At 55.5% G+C, this 24,515-nt stretch carries 23 protein-coding genes; 21 read left to right on the forward strand and 2 right to left on the reverse strand.

What is annotated here, in order from left to right:
* Positions 1 to 48 precede the first annotated feature (48 nt).
* Positions 49 to 600, forward strand: a complete 552-nt coding sequence (locus tag PMYSY11_RS04965; protein WP_069901254.1) for a sugar ABC transporter ATPase — start codon at positions 49 to 51, stop codon at positions 598 to 600.
* A gap of 18 nt (positions 601 to 618) precedes the next feature.
* On the opposite strand, the gene PMYSY11_RS04970 is transcribed toward PMYSY11_RS04965, so the two are convergent.
* Complete coding sequence (locus PMYSY11_RS04970; protein WP_150549653.1) at positions 619 to 1,200, reverse strand: RBBP9/YdeN family alpha/beta hydrolase; 582 nt, start codon at positions 1,198 to 1,200, stop codon at positions 619 to 621.
* A gap of 259 nt (positions 1,201 to 1,459) precedes the next feature.
* On the opposite strand from PMYSY11_RS04970, the gene oscA reads away from it, so the two are divergent.
* From oscA to cysW, 4 genes are all read left to right on the forward strand, one after another.
* Positions 1,460 to 1,636, forward strand: coding sequence for a sulfur starvation response protein OscA (gene oscA, locus PMYSY11_RS04975; RefSeq protein WP_150548474.1), 177 nt, complete (start codon positions 1,460 to 1,462; stop codon positions 1,634 to 1,636).
* 146 nt (positions 1,637 to 1,782) lie between these two features.
* Positions 1,783 to 2,781, forward strand: coding sequence for a sulfate ABC transporter substrate-binding protein (locus PMYSY11_RS04980; protein WP_150548475.1), 999 nt, complete (start codon positions 1,783 to 1,785; stop codon positions 2,779 to 2,781).
* Positions 2,782 to 2,945: 164 nt separating this feature from the next.
* A complete protein-coding gene (gene cysT / locus PMYSY11_RS04985; protein WP_069901257.1) occupies positions 2,946 to 3,764 on the forward strand; it encodes a sulfate ABC transporter permease subunit CysT in 819 nt (272 codons plus the stop codon).
* Between the two features lie 10 nt (positions 3,765 to 3,774).
* The gene (gene cysW / locus PMYSY11_RS04990) at positions 3,775 to 4,635 is read left to right on the forward strand and encodes a sulfate ABC transporter permease subunit CysW (protein ID WP_150548476.1); all 861 of its coding nucleotides are present in this window, start codon (positions 3,775 to 3,777) and stop codon (positions 4,633 to 4,635) included.
* Positions 4,636 to 4,840: 205 nt separating this feature from the next.
* Here the strand turns inward: cysW and PMYSY11_RS04995 are convergent, their stop codons facing one another.
* Positions 4,841 to 5,677: a helix-turn-helix domain-containing protein gene (locus PMYSY11_RS04995; RefSeq protein ID WP_069901285.1), complete on the reverse strand. Its 837-nt coding sequence runs from the start codon at positions 5,675 to 5,677 to the stop codon at positions 4,841 to 4,843.
* 342 nt (positions 5,678 to 6,019) lie between these two features.
* On the opposite strand from PMYSY11_RS04995, the gene PMYSY11_RS05000 reads away from it, so the two are divergent.
* From PMYSY11_RS05000 to PMYSY11_RS05075, 16 genes are all read left to right on the forward strand, one after another.
* Positions 6,020 to 7,312 (forward strand): NAD(P)/FAD-dependent oxidoreductase, encoded by a 1,293-nt coding sequence (locus PMYSY11_RS05000; protein ID WP_172970663.1) that lies wholly within the window; start codon positions 6,020 to 6,022, stop codon positions 7,310 to 7,312.
* 54 nt (positions 7,313 to 7,366) lie between these two features.
* A complete protein-coding gene (locus tag PMYSY11_RS05005) occupies positions 7,367 to 7,630 on the forward strand; it encodes a cupin domain-containing protein (RefSeq protein ID WP_150548478.1) in 264 nt (87 codons plus the stop codon).
* Positions 7,631 to 7,674: 44 nt separating this feature from the next.
* Positions 7,675 to 9,117 carry an aldehyde dehydrogenase gene (gene aldA, locus PMYSY11_RS05010; RefSeq protein ID WP_150548479.1) on the forward strand — a complete coding sequence of 481 codons (1,443 nt, stop codon included), beginning with the start codon at positions 7,675 to 7,677 and terminating at the stop codon, positions 9,115 to 9,117.
* 197 nt (positions 9,118 to 9,314) lie between these two features.
* Entirely contained in the window at positions 9,315 to 10,187 is an 873-nt protein-coding gene (locus PMYSY11_RS05015) for a TRAP transporter substrate-binding protein (RefSeq protein WP_239655536.1), read from the forward strand.
* A gap of 164 nt (positions 10,188 to 10,351) precedes the next feature.
* Entirely contained in the window at positions 10,352 to 10,921 is a 570-nt protein-coding gene (locus PMYSY11_RS05020; protein ID WP_069901263.1) for a TRAP transporter small permease, read from the forward strand.
* Positions 10,914 to 12,257 carry a TRAP transporter large permease gene (locus PMYSY11_RS05025; protein WP_150548481.1) on the forward strand — a complete coding sequence of 448 codons (1,344 nt, stop codon included), beginning with the start codon at positions 10,914 to 10,916 and terminating at the stop codon, positions 12,255 to 12,257. Before PMYSY11_RS05020 ends, PMYSY11_RS05025 begins: the two co-directional genes overlap by 8 nt.
* Positions 12,258 to 12,623: 366 nt before the next feature.
* The gene (gene qhpR / locus PMYSY11_RS05030; protein ID WP_150548482.1) at positions 12,624 to 13,625 is read left to right on the forward strand and encodes an AraC-like transcriptional regulator QhpR; all 1,002 of its coding nucleotides are present in this window, start codon (positions 12,624 to 12,626) and stop codon (positions 13,623 to 13,625) included.
* Positions 13,626 to 14,267: 642 nt separating this feature from the next.
* On the forward strand, positions 14,268 to 15,620 hold the full coding sequence (locus PMYSY11_RS05035) for a DUF1329 domain-containing protein (RefSeq protein WP_090513967.1): 1,353 nt from the start codon (positions 14,268 to 14,270) through the stop codon (positions 15,618 to 15,620).
* Between the two features lie 15 nt (positions 15,621 to 15,635).
* On the forward strand, positions 15,636 to 17,480 hold the full coding sequence (locus PMYSY11_RS05040; protein WP_239655537.1) for a DUF1302 domain-containing protein: 1,845 nt from the start codon (positions 15,636 to 15,638) through the stop codon (positions 17,478 to 17,480).
* An 88-nt stretch (positions 17,481 to 17,568) separates the two neighbouring features.
* Positions 17,569 to 19,929, forward strand: coding sequence for an efflux RND transporter permease subunit (locus PMYSY11_RS05045; RefSeq protein WP_090513964.1), 2,361 nt, complete (start codon positions 17,569 to 17,571; stop codon positions 19,927 to 19,929).
* Positions 19,930 to 19,940: 11 nt separating this feature from the next.
* Positions 19,941 to 20,885, forward strand: a complete 945-nt coding sequence (locus tag PMYSY11_RS05050; protein WP_239655538.1) for a WD40/YVTN/BNR-like repeat-containing protein — start codon at positions 19,941 to 19,943, stop codon at positions 20,883 to 20,885.
* Positions 20,886 to 21,130: 245 nt separating this feature from the next.
* Positions 21,131 to 22,351, forward strand: a complete 1,221-nt coding sequence (locus PMYSY11_RS05055) for an amine dehydrogenase large subunit (RefSeq protein WP_069901268.1) — start codon at positions 21,131 to 21,133, stop codon at positions 22,349 to 22,351.
* On the forward strand, positions 22,351 to 22,908 hold the full coding sequence (locus tag PMYSY11_RS05060) for a MauE/DoxX family redox-associated membrane protein (protein WP_150548483.1): 558 nt from the start codon (positions 22,351 to 22,353) through the stop codon (positions 22,906 to 22,908). Before PMYSY11_RS05055 ends, PMYSY11_RS05060 begins: the two co-directional genes overlap by 1 nt.
* Positions 22,905 to 23,534 carry a methylamine dehydrogenase accessory protein MauD gene (gene mauD, locus PMYSY11_RS05065; protein WP_150548484.1) on the forward strand — a complete coding sequence of 210 codons (630 nt, stop codon included), beginning with the start codon at positions 22,905 to 22,907 and terminating at the stop codon, positions 23,532 to 23,534. Before PMYSY11_RS05060 ends, mauD begins: the two co-directional genes overlap by 4 nt.
* An 8-nt stretch (positions 23,535 to 23,542) precedes the next feature.
* On the forward strand, positions 23,543 to 24,061 hold the full coding sequence (locus PMYSY11_RS05070) for a methylamine dehydrogenase light chain (RefSeq protein WP_371850773.1): 519 nt from the start codon (positions 23,543 to 23,545) through the stop codon (positions 24,059 to 24,061).
* On the forward strand, positions 24,048 to 24,515 hold the full coding sequence (locus PMYSY11_RS05075; protein WP_239655539.1) for a c-type cytochrome: 468 nt from the start codon (positions 24,048 to 24,050) through the stop codon (positions 24,513 to 24,515). The genes PMYSY11_RS05070 and PMYSY11_RS05075 overlap by 14 nt, the downstream gene beginning before the upstream one ends.

The following is a 24,515-nucleotide window of genomic DNA, read 5'->3' on the forward strand; positions in this document are numbered from 1 at the left end:
GTTGGCGCCGCTAAGCTGCGCGCCTTGAATATTCAACGAGGTCGCCTCATGAGCGAACAACAAGCCATCGTTGTGCCGCTGATCTCCAGCTTTCCCGGGCATGAGGGCCGCGCACGGGCGGTTGTGCGCTGGTTGGTGCAGCAGAACATCATCGCCGAACAGGTGACGACCTGCGGGCGTACTTTCCAGTGCATGGCTTATGCCATCGCGCCCGGTGCACGCAAAGTGGTTAAACATCCCGACTTGCTGCCGTTCGACCAGCCGGTTAATGGCCTGGAAATTATCACCAAGCGCTGCATCTTCACCCCTCAAGAGGGGTTCAAGGAAGAGGCCGGTTGCCCGGAGTGCCGTCAGGAAATCGGTGAGGCGCTGTTCGACAGCCTCGAAGACTGGATGCCCGGGCGCACCGATAATTTCACCTGCCCTGAATGCCGCTTTGAAGACGACATCAACGGCTTTCTGTTCTTGCAGCCGTGTGCGTTTTCCAATCTGGGCTTCATCTTCAACAACTGGGCCGATGCCGAGTTCAAGCAGAGCTTCCTGGACGATTTTGCCGAACGTCTTGGCTTTGGCGTCAGGGTTGTGCGGGTGGACCTGTAATCCAGGACAACCCGCCGATCATGCCTGGCGGCGGGCTTGCTGCTCGACGCGGCATTGCAGTTCATACAGATAGCTGAAACCAGACTCCCAATGGTTGTGCCCCGACTCGACGTTGATGTGGCCTGCGCCGTTGAGGATGGTTGCCTCACTGCCCCATTGTTGAGCCAGAAACCGGGCGCGAGTTGCACTGGCAGCCGAGTCGGTGTCCGAGCCGATCAACCGGCTCGGGAACGGCAGAGTCTGCTGCGAAATCGGCGCGAAGTTCTGTAATGGCAGCGGGCAATTGAGCCTTTCAACGTCGGCCGGAGCCACCAGCAAGGCGGCGGATATTCTGTCGAGCAATTCGTCAGGTGCCTGCGCTGCCCAATGGGCAACGGTAATGCAGCCGAGGCTGTGCGCAATCAACACCGTTTGCCGCGAGTCGCCCTCTATGGCGCGCTGCAATTGGCTCACCCACGCTTCGCGCTGAGGGTTTTGCCAGTCACTTTGCTCAACCCGATCACTGTTCGGCAGGCTGCGATGCCAATGGCTTTGCCAATGGTTGTCGGCTGATCCCTGCCAGCCCGGCACTATCAGGTAACGGATAGTTTGGTCGCGCATCATGCGCCCTCCTGCACGTTTGAATGCGTGCAGTGTAGGGCGGCTTTTGTGCTTTAAAAAAGAATAAGAAATTATTTGCTTATGCTTTTGTGTTCGGAGATTGCTCAGGATGAGGCAAATCTTTTTATATTTCTTAAAGGAATATGAATGTTATTAAATGATATTTTTAAGCATATAAAATTCTCACTACTATCCGCTCCATGCCCCGTGACAGGGGCGTTTCAGCCGATCTTGCCGCAATTGTTCAAGGAGCAAAAACATGACTGCAACGCTTGCCGCTGCCGAGGCTGATGCCGAGGCGAATCTGCTGCGCGAAATTGCCTCGCAGCTGCGCGGACTCAGGTTCGGCTCGGTGGAAATCACCGTACATAACGGCCAGGTCGTACAAGTCGAACGCAAGGAAAAATTCCGCATAAACGCGCCTACGGGTAAGTAGGTCTGATCATTAACACCCTTTAGCACCATCAGCCCGACTGGACAACCGGAGGGCGTGAATCCCACACGCACCGGTTCTGGCGCCTCACTCGCAAATACGCGTCTGGCAGCCAGGCCTAAAGAAAATTGCCCTTTAGGAGTTGTCCCATGTCTATTCGTTATTTTGCTTTTGCCTCGCTCGCCAGCTTGTTTATCGCCGGCCCGGTGGCTGCCGCACAAACGCTGCTCAACGTCTCTTACGACCCGACCCGCGAGTTCTACAGCGAGTTTAATGTCGCCTTCAACAAGCACTGGCAAGCACAGGGCAATGAGCCTGTAAGCATTCAACAGTCACACGGCGGCTCGGGTAAACAGGCCCGCGCCGTGATCGACGGCTTGCGTGCCGACGTGGTGACGTTGGCTCTGGCCGGTGATGTTGATGAGTTGTACAAGCTCGGCAAGCTGATCCCGGAAAACTGGCAACAGCGCTTGCCGCAATCGAGTACGCCGTACACCTCAACCATCGTATTTCTGGTGCGCAAGGGCAACCCGCACGGCATTAAGGACTGGGACGATCTGGTCAAACCCGATGTTGCCGTGATCACCCCGAACCCGAAAACCTCGGGCGGGGCGCGCTGGAATTTCCTTGCTGCGTGGGCTTACGCCAAACAGCACTACGGCAGCGATACACAAGCGCAGGCGTTCGTTGAGAAACTCTACAAAAACGTGCCGGTTCTCGACACCGGGGCGCGCGGCTCAACCATCACCTTCGTCAATAATCAGATCGGTGATGTGCTGCTGGCTTGGGAGAACGAAGCCTTTCTGGCATTGAAGGAAGAGGGCGGCGAGAACTTCGAGATTGTCGCGCCATCATTGTCAATTCTGGCTGAGCCGCCTGTGGCCGTGGTCGATGAAAACGTCGACAAAAAGGGCACACGCAAAGTGGCCGAAACGTATCTCAATTACCTGTACAGCGATGAAGGCCAGCGTCTCGCGGCCAAGCACTTTTACCGTCCGCGTAATCAGGCGATTGCAGCCGAGTTCTCCACGCAGTTTCCGGCGTTGAAGCTGGTAACTGTTGATAAGGACTTTAACGGCTGGAAGACCGCGCAACCGAAGTTCTTCAACGACGGTGGTGTGTTCGATCAGATCTATCAGGCGCACTAAGACCGTTTGCAGGCGTGATGGCGACGATGGATTAGTGCAGCTAATGCGCCAGTCCGATTGCGCTGGGTGATCACTCGCCCTAGCGTGATCCTGAGTTCAGTCACGTCTCGCTTGCGCTTTATTACCGGCAACTTCCCCAGCCCATTTCAGTTATAGGCCTCGTTATGTCGAGAAGCATTTCCCCGGTGATACCCGGCTTCGGCCTGACGCTGGGCTACACCCTGGTTTATCTCAGCTTGCTGGTGCTCATCCCCCTCGGAGCCATGTTCGTGCATGCCGCGCAGCTGAGTTGGGCCGAGTTCTGGTCGATTGTTTCCGCGCCGCGCGTGCAGGCTGCACTCAAGCTGAGTTTTGCCACCGCCTTCGCGGCCGCCGCAATCAACGGCATTATCGGAACGCTGTTGGCCTGGGCGCTGGTGCGCTACACATTCCCCGGCCGCAAAGTGATCGAGGCGATGATCGATTTGCCATTTGCCTTGCCGACAGCGGTGGCCGGTATCGCTCTCACAGCCCTGTATGCCCCCAGCGGCATGCTTGGCCAATTGGCCGCAAGCTGGGGCGTGAAGATCGCTTACACGCCCATCGGCATCACGCTGGCCCTGACTTTCGTCACGTTGCCTTTCGTGGTGCGCACATTACAGCCGGTGTTGGCCGACATCCCGCGAGAGGTCGAAGAGGCCGCTGCTTGTCTGGGGGCAAAGCCGTTGCAGGTGTTTCGTCATGTGCTGCTGCCGGCGATGTTACCCGCGTGGCTCACCGGCTTTTCTCTGGCGTTCGCTCGTGGTGTTGGCGAGTACGGTTCGGTGATTTTTATTGCGGGCAACATGCCGATGAAAACCGAGATTCTGCCGCTGCTGATCATGGTCAAGCTCGACCAATACGACTATCACGGCGCCACGGCGATCGGTGTGCTGATGCTGCTGGTGTCATTCATCCTGTTGCTGCTGATCAATCTGCTGCAACGAAAAATCGCCAAGTTCTGAGGGCTGTCTCATGTCATCCATCACGCTCGCAGCCGGTGCTGCAAGTAACGCTAAACGGCGCGGCAATGCGATTGGTCGGCGTGTACTCATCGTAAGCGCCTGGTTGGTGTTTGCGCTGTTTCTGTTGTTGCCACTGCTGATCGTGGTCAGTGAGGCGCTCAAGCAAGGAATTGGCACTTTCCTAGCTTCGGTCTTTGAGGCGGACGCCATTGCCGCACTGCAACTGACGCTGCTGGCTGTTGGCATATCGGTGCCGCTGAACCTGGTATTTGGCGTGGCCGCTGCCTGGAGCGTGAGCAAATACAGCTTTCGTGGCAAGAGTATTCTGGTCACGCTTATCGATCTGCCTTTCTCGGTTTCGCCTGTTATCGCTGGGCTTATCTATGTGCTGCTGTTCGGCGCGCAAGGCTTTATCGGCCCTTGGCTGCGAGCGCACGATATCCAGATTATTTTCGCCTTGCCGGGCATCGTTCTGGCGACTGTCTTTGTCACCGTACCCTTTGTTGCCCGTGAGCTGATCCCGCTTATGCAGGGGCAGGGCACGCAAGAAGAAGAGGCCGCACGCCTGCTGGGGGCCAACGGCTGGCAGATGTTCTGGCACGTGACGTTGCCGAACATCAAGTGGGGGCTTATTTATGGCGTGGTGCTATGCACGGCCCGCGCCATGGGCGAGTTCGGCGCTGTGTCGGTGGTGTCGGGACATATCCGTGGCTACACCAACACGCTGCCGCTGCATGTCGAGATTCTCTACAACGAATACAACCACGTCGCCGCCTTCAGCGTTGCCAGCCTGTTATTGCTGCTGGCGCTGGTTATTTTGCTGGTGAAGCAATGGAGCGAATCGCGGCTAAATAACTCTGTTGAAACCTGAGCTTTGCGCAACTGAACACGCTCTTAAAGATTTCACTTAGTTGATGAGTGCAAGCGGGGCTCATGTGCTCTGGTTTTCTTCTGCCGCAAGAGCTTTGCCTCGAATGGGTTGCAAAGTCCATAAGTGATGGCTGGCGAAAACGCACTAGAAAAGGTGATCGACCCCTTATCAAATAGAGCCGATCTGCGCCTCTCAAAACGTGCCATCAACTTCTTGGCGGGTATAACGTGAACTCTTCTGGCGATACGGTATTGACGATGGCTTGTTTGATGTTGCGTGGAATGCGCTCGTCTGTGTGGTGGAAGAGGTCGCACTTGCGCATGGCCTCACGAACATTGATATGTGTTCCCAAGTATTCAAGGACCGTTCTCGCAGCCCCCGGTTGGTGTGCGCTGCACGTAGAGGCGCAGACCATGATACCGGAGAGATACTTGTTATTAGGTCGATAGCTTGGCGTCAGAATGGCTTCGGATACTCCTGAGTTCAACGCGGTTTCGGACTCGATTAGAAACAGTCGCTCGGCCAAAAAAAACACTAAGCCGTGGTACTTGATTGTCAAACGTCCGCCCAGCATTGGGTTCTTGCCGGAAGTTCGTTCTATATGTTTGAAGTAATAAACGCCGTTTGCTTTATAAATTCGAACGAAGGATCTGAAGATGTAACCAGGAAAACCAAACGAGTAAAAGTATCGGTAATAATAGCCTTCATAACGTTCAAGTGATTCGGCGGAATTACGCAAAATAGGCATTATAGTGTTGGCCAGTTTCTCAGGAACAGGTTGTGCGCCTGCCATCCTGTTTTGAGGTTCAACTTTGGCCTGAAATATTTTGCTGCTTAATACGATCTCTTCACTTTCCACCCCAAAGAAATCACATATCTTTTTTAGATTTTTATATGATGGCATTGATTCACCGCTAAGGTAGCGATTGAATTGCTGCCGGTTGATCGAAAGCTTGCGGCACACTTCAGAGATTGAACTGTAAAAGCCACAGAGAAACTTCAGGTTGATTGAAAAATTCTCTAGATCTGACGACTTATTCATCTGCTCACACCTGACTACTTTCTTATACGTTCTACTGAGTAGTACCGAAGCCAAGGCCTCGAGTTCCAGAGAGCTGTGAGCCATCTTGTTGCCCTTCGCATCCGGTTAGGCGTACAGGTCGGCGCTGTAAATGCTTCGGACTACATCAGTGTTGAGCGCTGCATACGGGTTTGAGCACTGTACTGGTGACGCCGGAAAAATGCATTACTTCAGGTAGCTGCTCCTAAGTAGCGTCAGCTTTGACGCTACTTAGGAGCAATCCGAACAAATTCGCCAAATGTAATGTGCGCACCTTTACTTGCTAGTGTCCGCCAAACAAGAACGAATATGGCGGATCACCACATGTCGATGTTCAATCAATCGGTAACTTCCCTCTGGCAGCAGACAGCGGTACCTCTCTCGCAACCGCCGCAACTGCGTGAGCGCATGAATGCTGATGTCACCATTATCGGCGCAGGTATTACCGGCCTGCGTGCCGCACTGGAACTGAGCAAGCGTAATATCAGTGTCGTAGTTCTCGACAGCCATGAGCCGGGCTGGGGTGCATCCGGTCGCACTGGTGGGCAAGTCAACCCGCTTGCCCATGCCACTCCCGACGTAATAATCCAGCAACTGGGCCCCGTTTTCGGTCCGCGCATGCTCGATGCTTATATCAACTCAGCGAGTGAGTTATTCAACCTGGTCAAACACCATGACCTGCAATGTGAAGCCGTGCAGGGTGGCTGGTTGCGCGGTGCACACTGCGAGTCTGCTACCAAAGATCTGCAAAAGATGTATGACGGCTGGTCAAAAATCGGCTTGGACATCAGCTTTGTGGAAGGCGCAGAACTACGCAGGCTGAGCGGAAGTGATGCCTACAAAACCGCTACATTGGTCAAGTCTGCAGGTTCATTGCAACCGCTGTCTTACAGTCGCGAATTGGCCCGAGTCGCAAAGTCACAAGGTGCTGATATCTTTGCCAACAGCCCCGTGCTTAACGTAAAGGCACAAGGTGGCAAGTGGACGACGACTACTCAGTATGGCGAAGTTGTCAGCGATTGGGTGTTGCATTGCACCAACGGTTACACCGACAACACGCTTAAAGGGTTGCGGCAAACAATAGTGCCGCTGATCAGTATTCAGGCAGCGACACGTCCTTTGAGCAAGGCTGAATACGACGCTGTTTTGCCCGAAGGTCATACCCTCGCTGACACCCGGCGGGTCATTTATTACTCCCGTAAAGACAATCGCAACCGTTTGCTGTTTGGCAGCTTGGGGACCGCTGAAAGCTGTGCCCGGGCGGATAAGCAACGGCTGTTGAGAAGCATGCGCAGTGTATTCCCTCAGTTCTGCGAAGAAGACCTTGAATATCACTGGGGTGGACGCGTTGCATTCACCCCCGATGTCTTGCCGCACCTCCATGAGCCGGCACCTGGCCAGTTGGCAGGCTTGGGTTACAACGGCCGGGGCGTGGCGATGGCCACGGTGATGGGGAGGGTTTTGGCTGAGCGTGTTGCTGGAAAACCGGCAGAAGATTTGCCGATCCCAACCACCGGATTCAAATCTGTACCGTTTCATGGTTTCCACAAAGTGGGTGTTGTGAGCGCGATTAAATACTTTGAGTTTCGCGATAACACCGACGCCAAGTTTTTTTAGTCGGCTCCGTTCAGGTGTGCCCAGTAATCAGAATAAACAATAAAGGTGACGTCAATGATTAAAGTAGAAACCCCAGATTCCCGGCAACTAGAAGTGATATCGACTTGGCAAACTTGGGAAAAAGAAGTGTGCGAGTTTGACTGGAGCTACACCCAGAAAGAGCAGTTTTACATCCTTGAGGGTAGCGCCATTATTTCGGCTAAACCAAGTGAGCAAGTGGCAATAAAGCCCGGCGACTTTGTCACTATCGAAAAGGGTGTTGAGTCGCGCTGGACGATTACCTCAGCGATCAAAAAGCACTTCAAGTTTTTCCCATAGCCATTAACCCATCGATCAATAATCCAATAAACGAGGGTAACGCCATGACTACTAATGCAATGCATAAGAATTATATTAACGGTGCGTTTATCGATACGCCTTGCGATGCCACTATCGAGGTTATCAATCCGGCGAACGGCGCTTCCCTTTCGGTCATCCCCAACAGCAGCGCAGACGTTATCAACACCGCCGTTGCAGCGGCCAAGTCGGCACAAACCGAGTGGGCCGCCAAGCCTGCCATAGAGCGTGCTCAGTACCTTCGCCAGATCGCTACCAAGTTGCGTGAGCGTAAAGATCATTTCGCGCGTGTGATCAGTGCAGAGCAGGGCAAGGTACTGCCATTGGCAGAGACCGAAGTGAGTTTTACCGCGGATTATCTTGATTACATGGCTGAATGGGCACGCCGAATCGAAGGTGAGGTCATCACGAGCGACCGTGTCAATGAAACCATCATGCTGCAGCGTAAGCCTATTGGTGTGATTGGCGGGATATTGCCGTGGAACTTCCCGCTGCTGCTGATCGCTCGCAAGCTGGGCCCAGCGCTGGTAACAGGCAACTGCATCGTCATCAAGCCGAGTGAAGAAACGCCAAACAATGCTTATGAGTTTGCCAAGCTCGTGGCCGAAACAGATCTCCCCGCTGGCGTGTTCAACCTGGTATTTGGCGGCGGCGCTACCGGCGCTGCTTTATGCGACAACCCCGACGTGGGCATGGTCAGCTTTACCGGCAGCGTCGAAACAGGCAAGCGCATCATGCAGGCGTGCGCCAAAAACATCACCAAGGTCAACCTGGAACTGGGCGGCAAAGCCCCGGCAATCGTTACCAGCAAAGCCAACATCGACCTCGCCGCCAAAGCTATTCGCGACTCCCGCACCATCAACACCGGGCAGGCCTGCAACTGCGCTGAACGCGTGTATGTGGAGCGATCCGTTGCGGACGAGTTTTTGCAAAAGTTGACCCAGGCAATGAGCGAAACTCGTTTCGGCGATCCACTGGCCGATCAGGATATCTCAATGGGGCCGCTGGTTAACAAACAAGGCCTGGATAAGGTTGCGGCCATGGTTGAGGCAGCCAAAGAGCAGGGTGCACAAATTCTGTGCGGTGGATCAGTCGCCAAGAACACAGAGGGTTTTCACTACCTGCCGACCGTTATGGTTGTGGATGACAACACGCAAGCGATCATGCAAAAAGAGATTTTTGGCCCGGTTTTGCCGGTCATGATTGTGGACAGCCTCGATCAGGCCCTGGCCTATGCGAATGACTCCGAGTATGGGCTGACATCATCAATCTTCTCGCAGGACGCTGATGAGATTATGAAGGCATGCCGCTTGCTTAAATTCGGCGAAACTTATGTGAACCGTGAGCACTTTGAAGCCATGCAAGGCTTCCATGCGGGCAATCGCAAGTCGGGAATTGGTGGTGCCGACGGTAAGCATGGATTTTATGAGTACACCGAAACGCATGTCATTTATTGGCAGTCGCACTAAAAGCCTCAAGGCGTGCTAACCAGCTCACGTTAATAATAATCTTTACAGGGCGGGCATATATCATGAAGCTCACTATCAAAACCAAAGCATCAGCACTGATTATGGCTTGCGCGTTTGCGCTGTCTTCTCCCAGCCTCATGGCTCAAACCACCTTTAGAATTTCTTTGGGTGGCAGTGCGGGAGGCTCGCAAGAAGCCATGACCAAGGTTTTCGTTAAAGAACTCAAAGAGAAAACCAACGGGCAGTACGACGCCAAGTTGTTTCTAAACAGCCAACTGGGCTCCGAAGAAGACACCATCAATGATGTCAGCATGGGCCTGCTGGACTTCTCCGTTGTCGCGATAAACAACATAACCCCATTCTCGCCCACGCTCGGTGTCTTTACCCTGCCGTATGTAGTGCAAAGCGTTGAGGATGCCGTAACGCTCACGCAAAGTGCGGCCGCTGAGAAGCTGGTTGAAAATACGGTGCGCGATTCGGGTACGCGTATTGTCGGTTGGACATTCTCGGGATTCCGTGTTTTCACCAACTCTAAGAGGCCAGTCAAGAGCCTGGCAGACCTGCAAGGCCTAGTGGTTCGCGTACCGAAAAATGAAATCATGATCGACACCTACAAGGCCTGGGGCGTAAACCCTACGCCTATGTCGTGGTCTGAAGTTTTCACGGCTCTGCAGTTGAAGGTTGTCGATGGACAAGACCTGTCGATTATCGACATCAACTCAGCCAGGTTTTACGAGGTACAGAAGTACCTGACGCCGATTCATTACAACTTCCTGATCGAGCCGATCATCATGTCGGAGTCGCTTTTCCAAGAGCAATCTCCAGAAGTCCAACAAGCAATCATCGAAGCCGGTAAAGCTGCCACGTTGGCCAGCGAGCGTTTCCTCAAAGAGCAGGAAGCGCTGGCACTTGAGAACCTGAAAGAGCGCGGCATGGAAATAGATGAGTTGGATGAAGCCGAGTGGATCAAAATAGCCACCGAGAAAGTCTGGCCCAAATATTACGACAGTGTCGGCGGTAAAAATCAGGTTAATGAGGTGCTTCAGGCCCTCGGCCGCGAGCAAATCTGACCCTTAATCCTACTCACTGCGTCCAGGCGGCGCAGCGCTCTCGCGGTGTGGGCGATGCAATCGCCCGCACCTGGGTGTGTGTCAATGACCTGCTAAGGATGGCATGTTGTTCTATGCGATGAAGTGATTCCCGCTTGGGGAGGCGCAGCTTCGAGAGGTGCATCATGAAACCGGCAAAGCTCCTGTACAAGTTCATCGATAATTTAGAAAACTACATTTGCCGTACATTGTTGGCGCTATTTGTAGTCATCCTGTTCGCCCAGATACTCAGCCGCAACCTGTTCAATCACTCACTGTCATGGACAGAGGAGTTGGTGACTTACATGTTCGTATGGTTTGCGTTTTTTGGTGCGAGCTACGCCGCCAAACTGGCTGCCCACAACCGCGTTACATTCCAGTTCAAATTCCTGCCGAAGAAAGTAGCTACGGCTCTAGAGGTGTTATCAGATCTCATCTGGGTCGCGTTCAACAGCTACTTCGTCTATCTCAGTGTGACCTTTTTCATGAAGGCAAACCTGTTCTGGAAGTCCCAGACACTGGGGATACCGATGAAATACCTGTATCTCATTTTGCCCATCGCGTTTTCCCTGATGACGTTACGCATTATTCAGGTGAACTATTACCGGCTAGTCAAAGGGGTCGACATCCGCGATCCGGAAACCACCGAGTTGGACAAAATCATTCAGCAATCTGCCGCCAGCAGCAGCGGACAAAAGGAGCTGAGCCATGGTTGATACCACTGTTGTTTATATCCTTTTTGGCTCTTTTCTATTGCTGCTATTGATCAGCACGCCAATCAGCGTATCGCTGGGCGTTTCAGCGCTGGCAACCTTTCTCTACTTGGGTGACAACCCGATCAAACTGGTACAAATAGCATTCACTTCGGTGGGGTCTTTCCCGCTGATGGCATTACCCGCTTTTATCCTTGCTGGAGCATTGATGGAGGCTGCCGGTATTTCTAAACGCTTAGTCACTTTGGCTGAGAGTTTTGCCGGGCCGATCACCGGCGGGATTTCTGCCGCGGCAGTGATGGCGTGTCTGTTTTTTGGTGCCATATCCGGCTCGGGCCCCGCGACCACCGCTGCGGTCGGCATGTTGATGATTCCGGCTATGGTCAAGCGTGGCTATGCCAAAGGCTATGCATCGGCTATCACGGCATCATCTGGCGGCCTGGGCATCATCATCCCGCCGTCTATTCCAATGGTGATTTTTGGCATTTCAGCGATGGGACTACTGCCATCTTCGGCTGCGGTAGCCAAGTACGGCGAATTCGGCTCAGTCTCGATCCCCAAGCTGTTCATCGCCGGGGTAGTGCCAGGGTTGATGTTGGCGGGCGGCCTGCTGGTGATGAATTACCTGCGGTGTAAAAAAATGGGTTACACCGGCAATGGAGAGGGTTGGTCCACCGAGAAAATTCGCACAGCTGCACGCAATGGGTTTTGGTCAATTCTTGCCCCCTTTGTGATTCTGGGTGGCATTTATACTGGGCTTTTCACGCCCACTGAATCCGCGATTGTGGCCATTTTTTATACCCTTTTTGTCGGCCTTTTCATCCACAAGGAATTGCATCTCAAGGAACTGTTTCAAGCGTTGGAAACCACTACTTGGATCACGGGGCGGGTCTTGGTCATTCTCTTTACTGCTACAGTGTTTGGCCGGTTGTTGGTGGAGAACCAAATTCCAGCGATTGTTGCTGACGGCATGCTCAGCCTGACTGATAACATCTACTTGATCTGGATATTAATTATTGGGTTCTTGTTGTTCGTCGGCATGTTCATGGAAACATTGGCCGCGATCATGATTTTAACCCCGGTCATACTGCCAATAACCTACAGCCTCGGCATCGACCCTGTGCACTTCGGTATCGTGCTGATCTGCTGCTTGAGCATTGGCTTCATGACGCCACCGATGGGGGAGAATCTATTCATAGCCTCCGGTATCTCGGGGACTGCGATTGAAGAAATCTCACACAAGGCACTGCCATTTGTAGCGATTCTGACCACCGTGACGCTGGTCATCGCCTACGTTCCAGCCCTCAGCATGACTCTGCCGAGGTTACTGGGTTATTAGCGGCACCTATTGATACGACTGCGGCTGGGGCATTCTCGCCCCAGCCGCAGTCAGGGTGTGCTCGCCTTGTTAAGTGCTGTCTCATCGTGCTTGGCACCGCTACACCTCACGTTTGAACGCCAACGAGGTGATGCTCACTGCATGTGTATTGAGTTCGACTTGAGCCGATCGCCGATCACTTTGCCGAATGGCCAGAGCATCTGTGATCAACCGCGTGGCTCACTGGCCAAGCCTCTGTGCGCAGGCCTTTGCTTGCCTCGATTCTTTGCAAAATATTTCTATGGCTCTATGATGGGGCGCTGAATCAGTGCCGGGCTGTGCTTGGCTACCAACAATAATAGTTTTAACTAGCCTCTCCCCAACCCTATGGCCGTTCACAGTTGTCACACGATTTTCGCCGAGAGTTTTTTCACGCGTAACGCGGGATTGTTCGAGCCTTACCTCAGCTTTGTCGGTTTGGGGGACGCTGTTCTCAATTCTCCTGAGTCTGAAATTCCGCTTAGCCAGTACGTGGCGCTTTGGGAGATTTTGGGCCAGGAAGTCAGCCCGACTATTGGCTTGCAGGTAGGCATCAGCACCCGCAGCCAGGAGCTTGGCGCATACGGGCATGCGGTTCGCAGTGCCCCGTCCATGCAAATGGTGCTGCGCTGTTTATCGCGCTTTATTGCGGTGTTAACTCAAGGTACGCGGGTTGATATCGACGAAGACGCCAAGACAGTCGCGCTGGCCTATCAGATTACCGATCCGGCGATTGTGCGCCGCCGTCAGGATGCGGAGTTTTCCATCGGCATTGCGCTGAGTCTGTTCCGCGAAGTGACGCAGAATCCGACGTTAACCCCGATAAGGGTTGATTTTGAACATGATGCTCCCGCCGATCTGAGCTTTCATCGTCAGGTGTTCAATTGCCCGATATTCTTCAATCGCCCGGACAATCGCGTGTGTTTTTCGCGCGACATTCTGGATATGCCGGTGGGCACCGCCGACACCCGTTTGTTTCAGGCACTCGAGCCTTTTCTGGAGCAGCAGCGCGAAACGCGTGCGGCTGCAACTGACCTGCTGAGCCAGATGGGCCGACACATCGCCAGTGGTTTGGGCAGTGGCAATGTCAGCATTGAACAAGTAGCTGCGAGTATGCGTTTGGGCGTGCGCACCTTGCAGCGGCGTTTGTCTGTGCAGGGGCTGGATTTCAGTCAGATGGTTGAGGGCGTTCGCCGCTCGCTCGCCGAAAACTACGTGGCGCAGTCTGACTACAGCTTTACCGAAATAGCCTTGCTGCTCGGCTACTCGGAGGCCAGTTCCTTTAGCCGCGCCTTTCGCCGCTGGCATCAACTCACCCCTCTGCAATACCGCCAACGCGCCAAAGCCTGAAAGCCATCGATGCGGCAGCCGTAAAGTGGCTGCCATTCTGCGGCTGCGATAGCTGCGCTAAACCCAAATAACCCCACGCACCTTCCCGGCTAGCACTCTCATCGCTAACCGCCGTTCCCAGCGCCTTATCCACTGCTTTTGACACCAAATGTCAGGCGTCGTGTCATCTACTGGCAAGCTCTTGTTACAAAAAAACATTACTTTCGGTTGCGACTTCCTTGACGACTGTGAGTTGCCGGCCAATGCGCGGTATGGCGATTTCGATCAAGGCGGTAACTGCAAAAAAATAAGAAGTGACAGAGGTTGTTTGTATGGGGTGGATTAAGCCTTGGGTTTCAGTCCCATTGGGCGGGGCTGAGCAATCAATGGATGCGATAGACGCCGTCTGTTGTGATCATTCCCGCGGCACTGGCAGATGGCTGCGCATTGCTGGATTGTCAGTCACTGTAATCACCGCTCCCTTCCGATCAGACCCTCTAGGTCTCACGATTTTTTCGGCGCTGTTGCGTCGTTGCCACATTTGTTTTCGCTCCTGTCAGAAATACCCGCTCAACGCTCAGCATTCCGTTGCTTAGGCGATGGTTCGGCGCATGCGTGGGTGAATTGTCTGACGTCGCACAATAATAATTCCTGGAGAAACTCATGAAATCGTTCCCACGTACCGTATTGGGCGGCGCGTTGTCAGTCATCTTGTCTGTGCAACTGGCGTCCGCGGCCGACGCTAATGCATCGGCTAACCAACTGACGCCTATCGGAGCAGAGCTCGCGGGTAATGCCGACGGCAGCATCCCCGCCTGGAGTGGTGGCCTGAGCAAGGCGCCTGCAGGTTGGTCTCCGGGCCACGGCAACCCGTATGCGGCAGAAAAACCGCTCTACACCGTCGATGCCAATAACCTCAGCCAGTATCAGGCGCTGCTGCCTGAAGGGCAGGCGGCGATGATCAAGACCTACCCCGGTTATCGCCTTGATGTGTACCCCACACACCGCAGTTGCGGGATTCCCGCGCAAGTGGCTGAGCGCACCGCGCAGTACGCCGGGACAGCGAAAATTGGCAGCGATGGCTGGCGACTGGAGCAGGCTGTGGGTGCGGCAGTGCCGTTTCCAAAGCCGACTAGCGGCATCGAAGCGATGTGGAACTACAAGCTGCGCTACATGGCCAAGGGTCGCCGTGCGCAAATCTCTCTGCTGGTACGCGAAGGCGATGGCGCACTCTCTGAGTTCAAGCAGTGGGCCTACGAATACTATCCCTACAACAACCCGGCTGTAGAGAACCCGCAAGGTGCGGATAACACCGAGGCCAAACTGCTTTACAACGTGCTCTCGCCGTCTTCGCGTGCTGGCGAAATGTACCTCGTACACGCTTCTCTGGATAAGCCGCAGGACTCGTGGATTTATTTCCCGGGGCAGCGCCGTGTGCGTCGTGCGCCTTCGTTTGCCTATGACAACCCGATTGCAGGCACCGACAGCCTGTATTTCGTTGACCAGATCAACATGTTCACCGGCGCGCTCGATCGTTATGACTTCAAACTGATCGGCAAGCAGGAAATGCTGGTGCCTTACAACTCCTACAAGCTCGTTGATAAGTCCAACAAGTACGAGGATTTGATGGGGCAGGATTACCTGAACCGCGATGCGCAGCGTTATGAAAAGCACCGCGTATGGGTGGTCGAGGCGACTGTTAAAGCCGGCAAGCGTCACTCGTTTGCCAAGCGCAAATTCTACTTCGACGAAGACAGCTGGAACCTGCTGCACGTCGACATGTACGACGCCAAAGGCAACCTGTGGCGCGTTCAGGAAGGGAGCATTTGGGCTGACCCGCAAATCCAGGCGTGCACCGGCTTTGAGTACGTCAGTTATGACCTGATCGCGCGTCGTTACATCGCCGACAACTTCACTCAGGAAGGCGAAGTGCTGGACCTGACGGCCGGACTGGAAGGGCGTGTAGACGACAAGATGTTCAACCCTAACGAACTGCGTCGTCGCGGCGAACGTTGATTGGAAGGCACAGACATGAATAACAATAAAGGCGGTCGTTCGATGCCGCAGACCATGACGCGCTCACTCAATTCTCTGGCACTGGCGGTCATGGCCGCCTCGGGGCTGATGTGGGCGCAACCCAGTTACGCGTTTTTGTTCGGCTCGGTAGACGGTGTTTCAGGCAGCTTCGACTCGACGCTGTCTTATGGTTTTGCCACGCGGATGGAGTCTCCGGATTGCCATTTGCTCGGTGGTGACAGCGGCGGGTGTGCAGGCAGCACTGATACCGAGTTGGGTCGTTACTACAACCTCAGCCGAGGCAACGGCTACGCCAACTCGGACATCAACTATGCCAACGCTGATAACGGCGATCTCAACTACAACAAGCACGATGTGTTCTCTCTGGTGCTGAAGGGAACGCACGAGTTGAGCCTGCGCTTTGGCGATGGCTGGAGCTTCTTGGGCCGCGGTTCGTGGGCCAAGGATTTCAAGATGGACAATGTCCGTCGCACCGAACTGGATGAGCAGGCCGAGCGCGATGCAACCGAGCGTTTCGACTTGCTTGATCTGTGGGTGGCGAAGAGCTTCGACCTCGGCGAAATGCCGGCCAAGGTCAAGCTAGGCAGCCAGGTGATCAGCTGGGGTGAGGAGATTTTCTACGTCGGCGGTATCAATCAGATCAACGCCCTGCGTTTGCCGAAATACCACACGCCAGGCACCCAGTTGAAAGAAGTTTTCATGCCGGCACCGATGGTGTCTTTCAACCTGGGGCTGACCGATACCCTGAACCTGGAAACCTATTACCAGTTCAAGTGGAATGCTTATGAGCTGGACCCAGTCGGCACCTATTACTCGGCAATTGATGTGGCCGGTGAAGGGCGCGGGCCTATTTATTATCCGAGCGGATACGTCGAAGGGATTTTGCCAGGCACATGCGCGGGCACGCCAACTGGCCGCTGCGGTGAGCCTTTGATCAGTGGTTTGAGTGACGCTGATCTGGTGGCCAGCGGTTTGGCCATTCCTTACGGCGGTGAGCGTGAAGCCAAGAACAGCGGCCAGTATGGCGTAGCACTGCGCTGGACTGCGGATGATATCGGCGCAGAGTTCGGCTTCTTCTACGAGCGTTATCACGACAAGCTGCCGTTCGTGGGCTACACCGCTCTGAGCAACCCTGACGCTCTGGTCGTGGACAACTACTTCATCAACTACGGCGAAGACAAAGACCTGTTCGGGGTGTCGATGAACACCATGATGGGACCGGTTGCCGTGGCCGGGGAGTTGTCATACCGCCCGGATGACAGCGTCGGGATTGATCCGACCGTGCCATTTGGCAGTGGGTTCACTGGCAGCTTCAATCCGTACAGCGTGTTCGATACCGGCGTGAATACCGGCTTTGTTGAAGAGGAAAAATGGCAGGGCGACATCAACGCCATCTACACCTTCTCGAAGAACGACACCTTGGGCTTCATTCCGTCCAGCCTCGGCGCCTCGGATGGTTTCATCCTCGCCGAAGCCGCAGTGGCCTATTACCCGGGGCTCGATACCTCAGGCAAGGTGCCGTATTTCCTGCCGGATTACTCGCTGCCGGACAAAGCATCGTGGGGCTACATCGCCGAGGTGGGTATCAACTATCCAAACTTGTGGGGCAGCGGTATCACCGTCACTCCGCAGCTGGATTTCAGTCATGACGTCAATGGCACCACGCCCAACGCGTTGCCATTTGTCGAGGGTCGTAAATCGCTTACCACTTCCCTGTTGTTCAACTACCGCGACCGCTGGAAGGCTGGCTTGCAGTGGGTGGAGTTCTGGGGCGGCGGAAACAATAACCTGATGGCTGATCGCGATTTCCTCAGCGGCAATATTTCCTACTCGTTCTAACTTGGCAGCATGCGGCAGAGGGTGAGAGGGCTGGAGGCGACTATCCAGCTCACTCGCCCTTGCTGGCGTGTTGGCATCGAGGCATCTCATGTTGGCTTCTCTCGTCTCAGCGCTTGAGCGCTTTTTCTTCCGTCACCGTCTGGCAACGCTCAGCGCATTGGCTGTAATTACCCTGGTCATGGGCGTGTTTGCATCTCGCCTGGAAATGTCTGCAGGTTTCGACAAACAGTTGCCGCAGCAACACGCATTCATCAAAACCTTCAATGAGTACCGCGATGTGCTGTTCGGCGCGAATCGCATCATTGTTGTGCTGCACGCTAAAAACGGTGACATCTGGAACAAGAAGGCGATGACCCGCCTTTATGACATCACCCAAACTCTGTTTTTCATGCCCGGCATTGACCGGCGCAGCGTGACCTCGCTGTGGACGCCGAATACCCGCGCGGTGCAAATCACCGAAGAAGGCATGAAGGCCGAAGATGTGGTCGGCGGTGACGTGACCGTCGACACCCTCGATGAGCAGGCGATTGTCGGTATCCGCGAGCGCACGATTATTGGCGGTTTTGTCGGCAGCCTGGTGGCCAATGACCATTCCGGTGCGATGGTGGTGGCCGAGTTGGCTGATCCCGATCCGCAAACCGGCAAGCGCCTCAACTATCTGGAATTCAGTCAGCACCTTGAGGACGCATTGCGCGCGAAATACAGCGACGCCGACTATGACGTGCAGATCATTGGTTTCGCCAAGCAAATGGGCGATATCGGCGCAGGCGCCAAGGGCGTCGTCGGTTTCTTTGTGCTGGCATTCTTTCTCACCGTGTTGGCGGTGTATTGGTACACGCGTTCCTGGGCACTGACATTCCTGCCTCTGTTCTGCTCGCTGGTGTCGGTGGTTTGGCAGTTCGGCACCATTACCTTGCTCGGATTTGGCCTGGATCCGCTGGCCATTCTGGTGCCGTTTCTGGTGTTCGCCATTGGCGTTTCCCATGGTGTACAGCAGGTTAACTTCATCTCTAAAGAGGTGTGTGCCGGTGCGGATGGCATGACCGCGGCGCGGCGCAGTTTCGGTGGTCTGTTCATTCCCGGCACGCTGGCGTTGATCACCGCTTTTGTCGGATTTGCCACGCTGGTGCTGGTGCCTATTCCGATGATCCGTGAACTGGCGATCACCGCTTCTGTGGGTGTCGCCTACAAGATTGTCACCAACCTGATCATGCTGCCGGTGCTGGCGAGTTACTTCCGTTTCGACGCCGCCTATGTCTCGCGCATCGAGCGTTTACGTGAGCGTCGCGATAACGTCATGATCCGCTTGGGTCGCCTCGCCGAACCGCGTCAGGCAGCCATTGGCGGGCTGTTTTGTCTGGTCTTGATGGGCGTTGCAGTCTGGCAAAGTCAGGGCCGGCATATTGGCCATGTGCTGCCCGGCGCGCCTGAGCTGCGTGCGGATTCACGCTACAACCAGGACGTTGAAAGTGTGGTCAATCACTTCTCGCTGGGTCTGGATCTGTTCACCGTCGCGGTCGAAACGCCCACCGGCGGTTGCTACCGGCATGACGTAATGAATTATGTCGACCGGCTGACGTGGTATCTCGGCAATGTGCCGGGCGTGCTCTCGGCGCAGTCGCTGCCAGCGCTGGCAAAACTCTCGGCTTCGGGCGTTAACGAAGGGAATCCGAAGTGGGCTTCGCTGCCGTTGGATGAGCTGTCGTTGGGTGAAGCCGTGCGCCAAGTGCCCGAAGGGCTGCGCCTGTACAACGCCGATTGCACCTTGTTGCCGGTGAACCTGTATCTGGCCGATCACAAAGCCAGCACCCTGAAACGAGTGGTGCAGGCGGTCGAGCAATATCGCGCCAGTCATGCAATGGACGGCGTCAACGTGCGTCTGGCCAGTGGCAACGCCGGTGTTCAGGCGGCGACCAACGAGGTCGTTGAAGTGTCTGAATTGCCGATGATGCTCTATGTCTACCTGACCATTCTGCTTCTGGTGTTTCTGGTTTACCGCGATTGGCGGGCCATGATCGCCTGCTGTCTGCCGCTGACGCTGGCGACATTCCTCGGCTACTGGTTCATGAAGGCGCTCGATATCGGCCTGACTGTTGCGACTCTGCCGGTCATGGTGCTGGCAGTCGGCATCGGCGTCGATTACGCGTTCTATATCTACAACCGTCTGCAACTGCATCTCGCAGAAGGCATCGACATTGTGAGTGCGTTCAAGCTGGCGCTGCGTGAGGTTGGAGTGGCGACTGTATTCACTGCGCTCACGCTGTCTGTCGGCGTTGCGACGTGGTCGTTCTCCGCGCTGAAATTTCAGGCCGACATGGGCCAGTTACTGACGTTCATGTTCATGGTCAACATGATCATGGCCATTACCCTGCTGCCAGCAATCGCTGTGCTGCTCGATACCCTGATACCGCGAAAGGGGCCCGTTCGTGCGCCCGTAATCGCGCATTGAAAAGAGGACGCATGATGCTTTTGGGCAATAGGCTGCGCGTGTTGATGGCGGCATTAACCTTGGTTTGGGTGCACGGCGCTTATGCGGCCGGAACGGTCGAACCGGCGATGACGGTGGCGCATGCTCAGGCATCGCCGCTGGTTGCCGTGGCCAAGGCTGGCACGCGTGTGGTCGCGGTCGGCGATCACGGTGTGGTGGTAATGAGTGATGATGGCGAACACTGGCGCCAAGCAAACACAGTGCCGGTCGACAGCCTGCTGACGGCACTGACGTTTGTCGATGACCAACAGGGTTGGGCTGTCGGTCAGGCGGGGGTGATTTTGCACACCACCGATGGCGGCGAGCACTGGACCTTGCAACAGCGTCTCGACGAGCAACCGGGTTTGCTCTCGCTGTGGTTCGAGAATGAGCGGCACGGCATCGTTGTCGGGGCTTATGGCTACGCGGCGCAAACTCAAGATGGCGGGCAGAGCTGGCAGCGCCTGCAGGTGGGCGAAGACGGTGACGACTATCACCTCAACCACCTGTTCGCTTCGAGCGACGGCACGCTGTTTATTGCTGCTGAGATGGGCAATGCCTATCGCTCAACAGACCACGGCGCTACATGGCAGGCGCTGGACACCGGCGCTACGGGTTCGCTGTGGAGCGGGCTTGGTTTGCGCGATGGCCAGGTCTTGTTGGCCGGCATGACCGGGCGCGTGCTGCTCGGCGATCCGGCCGGCGACAACTGGCAAACGCTCGACAGTGGCACCGAAGAGGCCATTACCGCGCTGACGCAACTGGCGGATGGTCGCGTGGCCTTGGTCGGTAATGGCGGCATGACGGCAATCTCTGATGCGGCGCTTACGCGGTTTACCGTCAAGGTCCGTGAAGACCGGGTCAACTTGGCAGCGCTGGCGCCACTGAATGATGGGCAAATCATTCTCGTCGGTTCAGCGGGTGTAATGCCTCAGTAACGACTTGGCCGGGCACTCGACGGAAGGCTTCGTCGGTGCTTTAGTTTTGCATGGAGCCTGCTGCGAACAGCGGCATGTTACGGGCGCCCGGGCAGGCGGATTTATCCAAAGTACGGCGCTTCAGACAATGACGCCAGATGGCAAGTGGACTGTCATCTGGTGTCAAGCTGTTGAAGCTTGAACATCCGTACACTGATTTTTAAATAATTTTTATAAGCCTTACTGAAGCTGGCGGATACCTCAATATGCTCAAGCGTACACTCCGATACATGCTCTGCGGTCTGTCATTGATTACCGTGGCATTACCTGTTGCGGCGCAGTTCGAACCTGAACAGGCGAGCGTCGAAGTGCTGGGTGATCACCGTGGGCAGAACTGGTTCTGGATTTGGGGCAGCAACGCGCCAATGATGACCGATGGCCGTGCCTATCTGTTCAACGATGACGGCAAAAGCCTCGGTATGCTCAACACCGGCACCTGGACCAACGGCGTTGTTGCTGCCCGCACGCGTGACGAGCTGTACGCCACCGAAATTTATTTCAGTCGTGGTGTGCGCGGTAAGCGCACAGACGTAGTCACCGTTTACGATGCCAAAACACTGAGCCCCAAGCGTGAAATCGAAATTCCGGCCAAGCGCATCTCTGCTCTGATCTCCACGGGTTTGAGCGTGTTGTCTGATGATGACCGTTTTCTCGCCGTGCTGAATTTTACCCCCGCACAGTCGATCAGCATCGTTGACCTTGAGAACAACCGCTTCGTCGAAGAAGTCGCAACGCCAGGTTGTGCGTCTATTTACCCGGCCGGCCCGCGAGATTTCTACTCGATTTGCGGCAATGGCGGCTTCTTGCACCTCACGCTCGATGAGCAAGGCCATGTCAGCAAGCAGGAACGCACCGAACCGGCCTTCGATCCGCTCAAAGATTTGCTGCTCACCACCGCTTCACGCATGGGTGACACCTGGTATTTCATCTCGCAAAAGAACAACGCCTACGCCCTTAAAATGACGCCGCAAGGCCTTGAAACCACCAAGCAGTGGTCCTTGGTCAGCGATGAAGAGCGGGCTGACGGCTGGAGTGTTGCGGGTAACCACGGCACTGCGTTGCACGAGAGGAGTGGTCGCTTTTACGTGCTGATGCATCAAGGTCCGCCAGAGGCTTACCAAGAGCCTGGCACCGAAGTGTGGGTTTACGATGTCAGCACTCAGGAGCGTGTGGCGCGCATCGAACTCAATGAGCAGAGCACGGCGATTGGCGTAAGCCAAGGCGATCAGCCGCGCTTGTATAGCCTCGATTGGGTTGTGCCAATGTCCAGCGTGTTCACCACATGGATTTATCTGACTGAGGGCGAAGAAGCGCTGATGCCGTTGCTGCGTCAGGCGATCAACCTCTACGACGCGGACAGCGGCGAACACCTGCGTTCTATCGGTGATATTCCGCTCGGTTTCCTGAACATGGTGATGCCGTGGTAATGGGCGCGTATCTGCACGACCCCGTGGTGCATTTGATCAGCGCCTTGGCACTGGCTGCGCTTATGGCATCGGCAGGCTGGCACAAGCTGCGCAACCCGGATGCATTTGCCAATGTGTTGAGCAATTACGCGCAGGCTATGGGTTTCTCGCTGCCCGGCGGGGGGCGCGCCCTGTTGCAGTATTTACTGCCTGGGCTGGAGCTACTGGCGGCAGCTGCTGTGCTGGTGAGCCCGTGGTTGCCTGTAGCGGCTTGGCCGGTGGTGTGTCTGCTTGCGCTGTATGCGCTGGTGCTGGCGGTCAGCGCGAAGCGCGGAGCAGCCATCGAAGATTGCGGCTGTCATTTTGGCTCCAAACCGCAACCGCCAAGCATGGCGCTGGCATGGCGCAATGTGTTGTTGGTGCTGGTGGCGGCAAACCTGACGCTGCCCATGCTTGATCGACCGTGGGTTTGGTTCGACGCCGTTACCGGTTTGTTTGCCCTGCTGAGTGCCGTGATGGTTTACCTGCTGGCCAATTTATTGATCTCCAATCGAATTTCTTTGCGAGAACTGTCATGAATGACGCGCTGCTGATCTCATCCATCCTTTCCTGGGTGTTCAATATTGTTGTGCTGATTGCCTGTCTGGCGCTGGCCCGTCAGGTCGGCCTGCTGCACGAGCGGATCAAACCCGTGGGTGCGCTCTCGCTGGGTAAGTCGATCAAGGCGGGTGAGTCTGCGCCGAGCTTTTCGTTGCCGAGCCTCACCGGCGGGGCTGTCAGTTTCGGTGGCGCCAATGCACATGGCCAATCGACCTTGTTGTTTTTCCTGTCGGACACCTGCCCGGTCTGCAAGACACTGTTGCCGGTTCTCAAGTCGGTTCGTGAGCAGGAAGGTGCCAAGTTACGCGTGATTCTGGCGAGTGACGGCGACGAGCCTTCGCATCAAGCCTTTATCGCAGCGCACCGTCTGGACGCGTTCCCTTATGTGTTGTCGCAGGAAGTCGGTCTGGCTTACCAGATCAGCAAGCTGCCGTACGGCGTGTTGATCGACGCGGCCGGAACCGTTGTGACACACGGCTTGATCAACACACGCGAACATCTGGAGAGCCTGTTTGAAGCTCAGCAACTCGGGTTCGCTTCGGTACAGGCATACCAAGCCGCACAGAGCGTGGGTGAACACGCTCAATATAAGAAGGTGCATTAAGCATGGCGATCAAATGGTTTGATGAGGCGACGGAGATGTTTACCCGGCGCACAGCTCGCGCCACCTCACGGCGTGGTTTTCTCGGTGGCTTGGGCACCATGCTGGTCGGCGCCAGCGCGGCCACCTTGCTGCCCGTGTTTCGCAGCAGCGCCTTCGCCCAAGGCAGTAGCGCCTTGGTGGAAGAGGGCGACCCGAACAGCTGCGACTACTGGCGTTACTGCGCCATCGACGGTTTTCTGTGTGGCTGTTGCGGGGGCTCGGTAAACAGTTGCCCGCCCGGAACCGTGCGCTCGGACATCACCTGGATCGGGACCTGCCGCAACCCTACAGACGGCAAAGACTACGTGATTTCTTACAACGACTGCTGCGGCAAGAGCAGTTGTGGTCGCTGCGTTTGTCAGCGCGATGAGGGCGATGCGCCACTTTATCGCCCGCAAAGCTCGAACGACATCAACTGGTGCTCCGGCAGCCATGCAGATATGCCTTATCACTGTTCGTTGTCGGTCGTGATCGGTGTTAAAGAATAGTTTAACGGCGCGGCGTTCAGTCATAACTGCCGCTGTCGCCGGGCTGCTGCTGAGCGCCACGCCAGCGTTGTGGGCAACCGAGCAGCGCCATTTCGATTACATGATCAATTGTCAGGGCTGCCACCTGCCAGACGGCAGTGGTAACCCCGAGCGGCAAGTGCCGGCGTTCCCGGGGCAGCTTGGCAAGTTTCTCTGGGTGCCGGGCGGGCGTGAGTATCTGGTTCAGGTGCCAGGTTCGGCTTTGTCGGGCCTTTCCGATGATGGCTTGGCCGGCGTTCTTAACTGGATGCTGGAAACCTTCAGCCCTAATGAATTGCCAGCAGATTTCAAACCATACACGGGCGCTGAGCTGCATGAGTGGCGCCAGTCACCGCCGGTTGATGTCGGCGGTGTTCGCCAGGGACTGCTGGATCGTATCGAACAACAAGAAGCACAAAAGCGCACGGGAATCTGA

The organism is Pseudomonas marincola (assembly GCF_900682675.2).
Lineage (GTDB): Bacteria > Pseudomonadota > Gammaproteobacteria > Pseudomonadales > Pseudomonadaceae > Aquipseudomonas > Aquipseudomonas marincola.